Here is a 7,618-nt window from a genome sequence, read left to right on the forward strand (position 1 = left end):
GGAAAGCAATGCCACGACCCATCACCCTTTTCACCGGTCAATGGGCCGACCTTCCGTTCGAGGAGGTCTGCCGTCTGGCGTCTGACTGGGGCTATGACGGTTTGGAGATCGCCTGTTGGGGTGATCATTTCGACGTGTCCGCCGCGGTGTCGGATCCGTCCTATGTGGAGTCAAAGCACGCTACGCTGGCCAAATACGGCCTAAAGGTGTGGGCCATCTCCAACCACCTGGTGGGTCAGGCGGTGTGTGACCATCCGATCGACGAGCGGCACCAGGGCATCCTGCCCGCGCGCATCTGGGGCGACGGATCCCCGGAGGGGGTGCGCCGGCGGGCCGCCGCCGAGATGGCCGACACCGCCCGTGCCGCGCGCAAGCTCGGCGTCGACGTGGTCATCGGCTTCACCGGCTCGTCGATCTGGCACACGCTGGCGATGTTCCCGCCTGTCCCGCAGTCGATGATCGACGCCGGGTACCAGGACTTCGCCGACCGGTGGAACCCGATCCTCGACGTCTACGACGAGGTCGGCGTGCGCTTTGCGCACGAGGTGCACCCGAGCGAGATCGCTTACGACTACTACACGACCAAGCGCACTCTGGAGGCGATCGGCCACCGGCCCGCGTTCGGGCTCAACTGGGATCCGTCGCACATGGTGTGGCAGGGCGTCGACCCGGTGAACTTCATCCTCGACTTCGCTGACCGTATCTACCATGTGGACTGTAAGGACACCAAGGTCCGCATGGGCGACGGCCGCCGCGGCATCGTCTCCAGTCACCTCGGCTGGGCCGACCTGCGCCGCGGCTGGGACTTCGTCTCCACCGGACACGGCGACGTCCCCTGGGAGGACTGCTTCCGCGCGCTCAACTCGATCGGGTACACCGGACCGATCTCCATCGAGTGGGAGGACGCCGGAATGGACCGCCTCATCGGCGCCCCCGAAGCGCTGCAGTTCGTCCGCAAGCTCGCTTTCGACGCCCCCGCAGCCGCCTTCGACGCGGCTTTCTCGAGCAACTCGTAACCGCTTCGCAACGGTGGCCCCCGCCCACGCCGAGGGTGGGGGCCACCGTTGCGTCACCAGGCGATTACCCCGTGCGTGGCGGGTTTATGCCATGGCAGTAGTCCGCCAGCTCAGGACTATTCACCCGGGTTAATCGAAAGAGTAAACCGTTTACATGCCAACCCCCTCACTGCCCACACGCCTGCACCGAATGCGGTGGAAGCTGGTCGCCGGCGCGACAGCCATAACGCTGTCGCTGGGCGCCGCGGCCGCACTGCCAACGAACTTGGCCACAGCGAGTCCGCCCCGTACTCCGGCGAAGGCCACCACCACCCACACCGTCACGCTCATCACCGGTGACCGCGTCACGGTCACCACCCTCGGCGACGGCAGCCAGATCGCTGAAGTCAAGCGGCCGCCCAGCGCCACCGGTGGGGTGCGCATCCTGACCGTCCGCGGCGACATGGTCGTGCTGCCCGATGAGGTGCTGCCCCTGTTGACCGCCGACAAGCTGGACCGTCGCCTGTTCAACGTGACCGATCTGATCGAGATGGGTTACGACGACGCGAAGGCCGCCGAGGTGCCGCTGATCGCCTCCTTCGAGCCCACCAAGGCGCGCGCGGCGAAGCCTTCCGCGCCAAAGGGAAGCCGGCTCATCCGCGATCTGGCCGCCATCGGCGGAGCCTCGCTGCGGACCGAGAAGAAGCAGGCGCGCGAGTTCTGGAAGAGCGTCGCGCCGGCCCCGGCCGCCCCGACGACGCTGGGCAGCGGCGTGAAGAAGATCTGGCTCGACGGCCGGGTCAAGGCCAGCCTCGCTGAGAGCGTGCCGCTGATCGGCGCGCCGCAGGCGTGGGCCCAGGGCCTGACCGGCACCGGCGTGAAGGTCGCCGTGCTCGACACCGGCGTCGACGCCACCCACCCGGACCTGGTGAACCAGATCGACGACAAGGTCAGCTTCGTGCCGGGCGAGGACACCACCGACATCCACGGCCACGGAACCCATGTGGCGTCAACGATTGTGGGTACCGGTGCCGCCTCGGGCGGCGCGAACAAGGGCGTCGCCCCCGGCGCCGACCTGATCGTGGGCAAGGTTCTCGGCGGCGTCGACGGCTACGGCGCCGACTCCTGGGTGCTGGCTGGAATGCAGTGGGCGGCCGAGTCGGGCGCCTCCGTCATCAGCATGAGCCTGGGCGACGTATACCCCTCGGACGGCAGCGACCCGATGTCGATGGCGGTGGACACGCTTACCGCGCAATACGGTTCGCTGTTCGTCATCGCGGCCGGCAACGCCGGGCCGGAGACCATCTCCGCGCCGGGTGCCGCCGCGTCGGCGCTGACCGTCGGCGCCACCGACAAGCAGGACAACCTGGCCTACTTCTCCAGCACCGGCCCGCTGATCACCTCCGGCGCGATGAAGCCGGACCTCAGCGCCCCCGGCGTGGACATCACCGCGGCCTGGTCGTCGGCGTCCGCCAGCTACGACGGCCCGTACAAGACGATCAGCGGCACCTCGATGGCGACCCCGCACGTCTCGGGCGCGGCGGCGATCCTGAAGCAGCAGCACCCCACCTGGACCGCGCTGCAGCTCAAGAACCAGTTGACCAGCAGCTCGAAGGAGCTGGCCGAGTGGTACTCGCCCTACGAGGTCGGCACCGGCCGCCTCGACGTCGCGAATGCCGTCCGCAACCCGGTGCAGACCAATGGTTCGCTGTTCTTCGGCAACTTCGACTGGCCGCACGAGCCGAGCGACGGCCCGGTCACCAAGCCGCTGGTCTTCAGCAACAACGGCGCGGCCGCGGTCACCCTCAACCTCTCCGTCACCGGCACCGGCCCGTTCACCCTGGGCTCGACCTCGGTGACCGTGCCCGCGGGTGGCACCGGAAGCGTTCTGGTCACCGGCGATCCGACCACGGCCAGCTACGGCCGCCTCACCGGCTACCTGGTCGCGACCGACTCGGCGACGGGCAATGTGGCGACCCGCACCTCCCTGGGCATCATCAAGGAGGAGGAGCGCTACAACATGAAGATCAAGCTCATCGACCGCGATGGCAAGCCCGCCAACGCGTTCGTGCTGCTGCAGAAGTCCGACGACTTCTGGCCTTACATCCTCAACGTGCAAGGTGAGCAGACCCTGCGCCTGCCGCCGGGCACCTACGTCACCGAGTCCTACATCGATGTCAAGGGCGAGCGGCCGGACCAGCTCGGCATAGCCACCATGGTGGATCCGGAGACCGTCCTGGACAAGGCGACCGAAGTGGTTCTCGACGCGCGTAAGGCGCGTTTGCTGGAAACCGCTGCGCCGCAACGTTCCGAGGTGCGCCAGAGCAAGGTCGACTTCCAGGTCACCTTCAACGATGGCAACGGTTTCCGCGACGGCCTGCTCACGCCGATCGCCTACGACAACATCTACGTGCTGCCCACCGAGAAGATGAAGACGGGCCGCCTGGATGTCATCACCCGCTGGCGCATGGGCGAGGAGATGCTGAGCCTGAGCGCATTCGGGCTGCTGCCGTTCCCCGCCACCATTCAGCCCGGCAGCACCATGAAAGCGGGCACGGAGACGCTCAAGAGCGTCTACGCGGGCAACGGCGCTGCCTCCGACTACGCCAAGGTGAACGCCAAGGGCAAGGCGGTGGTGGTCACGCGCAGCGATGCCGTGTCACCGGCCGACCGTGCCGCTGCGGCGGTTGCCGCGGGCGCGAAGCTGCTGATCGTGGTCAACGATGGGGTGGGTGTGCTCAACGAGTGGGTCGGCGAGTCGCCGATTCCGGTCGCCACCGTGCACCGCGACGCCGGCGCCCTGCTCATCGCCCTGGCCAAGACGGGCATCATCCCGTTGCGGGCCAAGCAGGTTCCCTACACCAGCTTCGTCTACGACCTGGTCCGCAACTACCCGCTCAACGTGCCCGACCGGGCGCTGGTCTACAAGCCGAAGCAGAGCGACCTGGCCCGGATCAACGCCAGCTACTACGGCACCAAGGATCAGGAGGGCGGCGGATACCGCTACGACATGACCTTCACGCCGTCGATGGGCTTCTTCGAGCGGGAGTTCTACCCGGGCACCCGGGTGGAGTGGGTCACGCCTGACCTGGTCTGGCACGAGGGTCACGGGATTCCCGGCAGCGAGTGGACCGACAACTCCTACCGCAACACGTTCGCCAAGGGGACCACTACGACGCTCAACTGGTTCGCCCCGGCGATCCGGCCCGCGTTCACCCGTGCCTTCGCGGTGCAGAACGGTCGCTACCGCGACTTCATGACCATCAATGTGCAGGCGTGGAGCTCGTCGGGCAACGACGGTCTTGAGCATGGTGGCAACCTGCTCTGGGGCGCGTACCCGACAAATATGAAGCTCTACCAGGGCGACAACCTGATCAAGGAGGATGTCTTCTCGTCGGCCATCCAATGGGAAGAGGTGCCTGCTGGAAGGCTGCCTTATCACTTGGTACTGGATGCATCCCGGCCGGCCGAGGAGTTCGTCCTGTCGACCCGCACCCACACCGAGTGGGACTTCATCTCCGAGTCCAACGAGGCGGACAACTTCGTGCCGCTGGCATTGATGCAGCTGGACTACAGCCTGCCCACCGACCTGCGCGGCAACGTGAAGGCGGGCAGCACCCAGCCGATCGGCCTCAACGCCTTCGCGGCGATGGGCACCACCGGCATCGGCAACGTCACCTCGGTGAGCCTGGAGGTGTCCTATGACGACGGTGCCACCTGGCAGAAGGTGAACCTCACCAAGGCCAACGGCAAGTGGGGTTCCAACCTGAAGCTCAAGGGCCAGGCAGGCGGCTTCGTGTCGCTGCGCGCGTCCGCGTCCACCGACGCGGGCTGGGCCATCAAGCAGGAGGTCATCCGGGCTTACAGCCTGAACTGACCGCCAAAGACACACGGCCCCGGGCGAGCCGCCCCTCCCCCGGGGCCGTGCACCAAGCAAGTAGCGTGGGCCGGCCGCACCTGGCCGGCCCGCACTGGCTTTGACCGTGCTGAGACAGCTGAACGGAGGTCGCGGATGCTTGCGGTGCTTGGCCTTACGGCGCAAGAGGAGGCGGTCTACCGGCTGATGCTGGGCCGATCTTCGGTGGAGGCGACCGACCTGGCGATGATGGCCGCGCTTTCCGAACGCCAGGTGGCGCAGGCGCTGACCGGGCTGATCGCGCGCGGCCTGATTTCGGCAACCGCCAAGGACACCTATACCGCCGCGCCGCCCGCGGTCGCGCTCGGATCGCTGATCAGCGAACGGCGCGAGGAGCTTCGCACCGCTGAGGTGGCGCTGGCGACCTTCGCCGAGGAGCACCGCTCGGCCATGGCCGGGCGCACCATCGGCGACCTGATCGAGGTCATCATCGGGGTCGACGCGCTGCGCCAGCGGTTCCTTCAGGTGCAGCACGCGGCAACCGACCAGCTGCGCATGTTCGTCACGGCGCCGTTCGTCGCGGTACCGCCGGGGGAGAACACGGCCGAGCACGCTGCCGTCGACCGGGGGGTGGCGGTGCGGGTGATATTGGACAGATCCGCGATGACCGAGGCCGGAATGGTGGCCGAAATCGTCGACTCGCTGCGCTACGGGGTGCAGATCCGGGTGGTGCAGGAGCTGCCGATGAAACTGGTGCTCGCCGACACAGACCTGGGACTGGTCCCGCTGGCCATCCAGGCCGGGGTCACGCCCGGGGCGGTTCTGTTGCAGCGCAGCGGTTTACTGGCCGCGCTCGATGCGCTTTTCGAGACCACCTGGCGTCGGGCCTACCCGCTCGAACTGTCCAGATTGGACTCCGACGCGATCGCCGAAGCGGACGCGGAAGGCCCGACCGAGCTTGATCGCAAGCTGCTCGGGCTGCTGATGGCCGGGCTCACCGATCAGGCCGCGGCCACCCAGCTCGACCTCTCGCTGCGCACCCTGCAGCGCAGGCTGCGCTATCTGATGGACCTCGCCGGGGCCGAGTCGCGGTTACAGCTTGGCTGGCATGCCGCCCGCAACGGCTGGTGCTGACATTGGCTAGGGTTCGCTGATGCGCGACATACGGGTGGTGTACCGCAAGTTCGATGGCGGCCTGCACTGGCATCTGACCATGAAGTATCTCGGCGAGGATGAGCACGGGATCTGGGTCGGCCTGGAGGCGGGCGGATTTATGCGCAAGGGCGACGGGCCGCCGCTGCCCATTCCCCAGGCCCACGTGGGGCTCTTCCCGCATGAGGGCTGGTGGACGGCTTGGTTCAACGACGAGCCGCAGCGCGTCGAAATCTACTGCGACATCACCACGCCGCCGCAATGGATCTCCGACGACGAGGTGACCATGGTCGACCTCGACCTGGACGTGGCGCGCCAACGGGAAGACGGCTCCGTGCATCTGCTCGACGAGGACGAGTTCGCCGAACACCAGGTGCTCTACGCCTATCCGCCGCACGTGGTGGAAAACGCGATCGCCGCGGCGCAATGGCTGCAGGACGCCATCACCGCCGGGGCGGAGCCGTTCACCACCGGGTACCTGCGTTGGATGGCCCAGGTCAAATGAACCTCACCGCACTGATGGAAGCCGCGCCGATGCCCGCGGTGGCGGTGAGTGTCTTTGACCGGGAGCAGGTGGTGTTCCGCGGCGTGCGGGGCGCGCCCGACCAGGCGTGGTGGGACCTGGCCAGCGTGACGAAGATCCTGGTGACGCTGCCCGAGGCGCTGGACCGGCTGGAGCTGGACAAACCGTTGGGGCAGCAGTGGACCAGAGCCGCGGGCAAACCGGTGGGCGCGGCCACGGTTCGCCAGTTGCTGGCCCACAACGCGGGCCTGCCCGCGATAGTGCAGTTCTTCAAGACGGCCGCGTCACGGGAGGAGATCGTCGAAGGCGCGCTGTCGCTGGAGCTTGAGCGGGAGCCCGGCGGCGATGCCGTTTACAGCGACTTCGGCTTCCTCCTGCTGGGCGAGCTGGTCCAGGAGGTAACCGGCCGCAGCCTGGCCCAGCTGGCGGCGGCCCGCACCGGCCTGCGCTTCGGCCCGATCGGCCCGGATCCCGCGGTGCCGACCGAGAACTGTCCGTGGCGGGGGCGGCTGGTGGTGGGCGAGGTGCACGACGAAAACGCTTACGCGATGGGCGGAATCGCCGGGCACGCCGGCGCCTTCGGCACCATCGACCTGGTCACTCGTGCGGCGCGGGATTGGTTCGCGGCATGCGATCCCGAGGTGACCCAATGCCAGGCAACCAACCCGCAGGGGGAGCGGTTCGGGCTGGGCTGGTGGCTGGGCAACACCCGTGGGCTCGGCGGGCCGGGTCCGGGCCAAGCAGCGTTCGGTTGTTCGGGTTTCGTCGGCAACCGGATCTGGCTGGAGCCCGATTACGGCTACGGCGTGGTCATCCTGAGCAACCGGGTGCACCCGGTGCGCGGTGATCGAGCGCCCTTCGCCGCCTGGTGCGCCGACCTGCTCGGAGCCGTCGGCTCGACCCTGCGCTGACCCGGCTCGCTGCCGGGGGGCATGGTGTTGGCGAGTATATCCATCTCTGCATCACCTCCCTAACGCAGAGATGTAGGTGCGGTGGAAGGAGCCGGTGGGTGTGCTGTGCCAGCCACCTTTGCTCTGCACCCATAGACGCACATTGATCTTGACGACGGGCCTTGACCATGAAGTTGCGACT

5 protein-coding genes are annotated in these 7,618 nt (G+C 67.6%); all 5 read left to right on the forward strand.

What is annotated here, in order from left to right; all coding sequences use genetic code 11:
* Positions 1-8 precede the first annotated feature (8 nt).
* Positions 9-1,016, forward strand: coding sequence for a sugar phosphate isomerase/epimerase family protein (locus tag Rhe02_RS43745; RefSeq protein WP_203914443.1), 1,008 nt, complete (start codon positions 9-11; stop codon positions 1,014-1,016).
* Positions 1,017-1,170: 154 nt separating this feature from the next.
* Positions 1,171-4,872 carry a S8 family peptidase gene (locus Rhe02_RS43750; RefSeq protein WP_239124439.1) on the forward strand — a complete coding sequence of 1,234 codons (3,702 nt, stop codon included), beginning with the start codon at positions 1,171-1,173 and terminating at the stop codon, positions 4,870-4,872.
* 135 nt (positions 4,873-5,007) lie between these two features.
* On the forward strand, positions 5,008-5,985 hold the full coding sequence (locus tag Rhe02_RS43755) for a TrmB family transcriptional regulator (protein WP_203914444.1): 978 nt from the start codon (positions 5,008-5,010) through the stop codon (positions 5,983-5,985).
* A gap of 19 nt (positions 5,986-6,004) precedes the next feature.
* Complete coding sequence (locus Rhe02_RS43760; protein ID WP_239124440.1) at positions 6,005-6,508, forward strand: ribonuclease FAU-1 family protein; 504 nt, start codon at positions 6,005-6,007, stop codon at positions 6,506-6,508.
* Positions 6,505-7,437: a serine hydrolase domain-containing protein gene (locus Rhe02_RS43765; protein WP_203914445.1), complete on the forward strand. Its 933-nt coding sequence runs from the start codon at positions 6,505-6,507 to the stop codon at positions 7,435-7,437. The genes Rhe02_RS43760 and Rhe02_RS43765 overlap by 4 nt, the downstream gene beginning before the upstream one ends.
* Positions 7,438-7,618 lie beyond the last annotated feature (181 nt).

This window comes from Rhizocola hellebori (genome assembly GCF_016862955.1).
Lineage (GTDB): Bacteria > Actinomycetota > Actinomycetes > Mycobacteriales > Micromonosporaceae > Rhizocola > Rhizocola hellebori.

What these genes read in the sequence shown, in the direction of transcription:
- Rhe02_RS43755 (WP_203914444.1), top strand. Translation starts at nt 5,008, where the DNA reads ATGCTTGCGGTGCTTGGCCTTACGGCGCAAGAGGAGGCGGTCTACCGG.
- Rhe02_RS43760 (WP_239124440.1), top strand. Translation starts at nt 6,005, where the DNA reads ATGCGCGACATACGGGTGGTGTACCGCAAGTTCGATGGCGGCCTGCAC.
- Rhe02_RS43765 (WP_203914445.1), top strand. Translation starts at nt 6,505, where the DNA reads ATGAACCTCACCGCACTGATGGAAGCCGCGCCGATGCCCGCGGTGGCG.
- Rhe02_RS43750 (WP_239124439.1), top strand. Translation starts at nt 1,171, where the DNA reads ATGCCAACCCCCTCACTGCCCACACGCCTGCACCGAATGCGGTGGAAG.
- Rhe02_RS43745 (WP_203914443.1), top strand. Translation starts at nt 9, where the DNA reads ATGCCACGACCCATCACCCTTTTCACCGGTCAATGGGCCGACCTTCCG.